Raw genomic sequence first — 855 nt, 5'->3', positions numbered from 1 at the left:
CGTGAACGAATGTCACTAAGCGGGAACGCCCCCGAGCGCCGCGGCGCACTCTTCCATTGCATCCAATCGTTCACAGCTCGCACGCAGGCCGGCGATCCACGCGTCCCGCTGTTTTCAAGTTCCTGATTCACCTTCTATTGGCAGGCCGAGCGCAGCTAGGGCGGCAACCATGGTGTTCGTCAGGTCAAGCGAGGGGGCGACAATGTGTGCGTGGCGGCTGTGGGCAACGGCATGGCCGTGCATATGTCGACGTTTGTCGCGACCAGATAGCGCGATTGGCAACAAGCCGCCGATATTGCTCGTGAGCCGGGCAGCGGCACATGACCATTCCGCTGTCCGCAGGAGTTGGGTGACGGCAAGCGGAATGGTCCAAGAACGGGCAGCGGCGATAGATCGACACTATCGTCTTCTGGAGGAAATGGAGGGGCCATGTCTGTGTCTGCCCCCCCGCCGAGGAGGCGGTTTAGTGCGTGCTGAACAACTACGGTGAAAGCATCCAGCACCAAAGGAAAAGCCTTTGTCTAAAAGCTCATTCTAACCGTCGCTCGCGCGGTTGTCGGCGCACCGGGCATGATGTTGTTGTCGTTGTAGGCGGACGAAAAATAGCCGCTATTAAGGAGGTTCTCGACGTTGATTTGCGCCTCGATGTGGGGGGTGAGCTTGAAGAACGCGGCGGCATCGACGCGGGTGAACGCAGGCAGGACGGCGGCATTGCTGACCGAGGTGAAACTTTTCGATTGGTGGTAGATACCCGCCCCGGCCCCGAGGCGAGGGGTGAAATCGTAGCGGGTCCAGAGCGAAGCCTGCTGCTTGGGCACAAGCGGGACCTCGCGGCCGGCAGGAGCCGCACTCGTT

The 855-nt window shown here is 60.7% G+C and carries 1 protein-coding gene; it reads right to left on the bottom strand.

The window, feature by feature from the left end; translation table 11 throughout:
- Nucleotides 1–521 precede the first annotated feature (521 nt).
- A partial coding sequence (locus tag IL54_RS22095; protein ID WP_156106073.1) for a TonB-dependent receptor domain-containing protein occupies nt 522–855 on the bottom strand: 334 nt, incomplete at its 5' end.

It is taken from the genome of Sphingobium sp. ba1 (assembly GCF_000743655.1).
In the GTDB taxonomy this organism is placed as follows: domain Bacteria; phylum Pseudomonadota; class Alphaproteobacteria; order Sphingomonadales; family Sphingomonadaceae; genus Sphingobium.
This window is presented reverse-complemented; position numbering and strand designations above follow the sequence as displayed.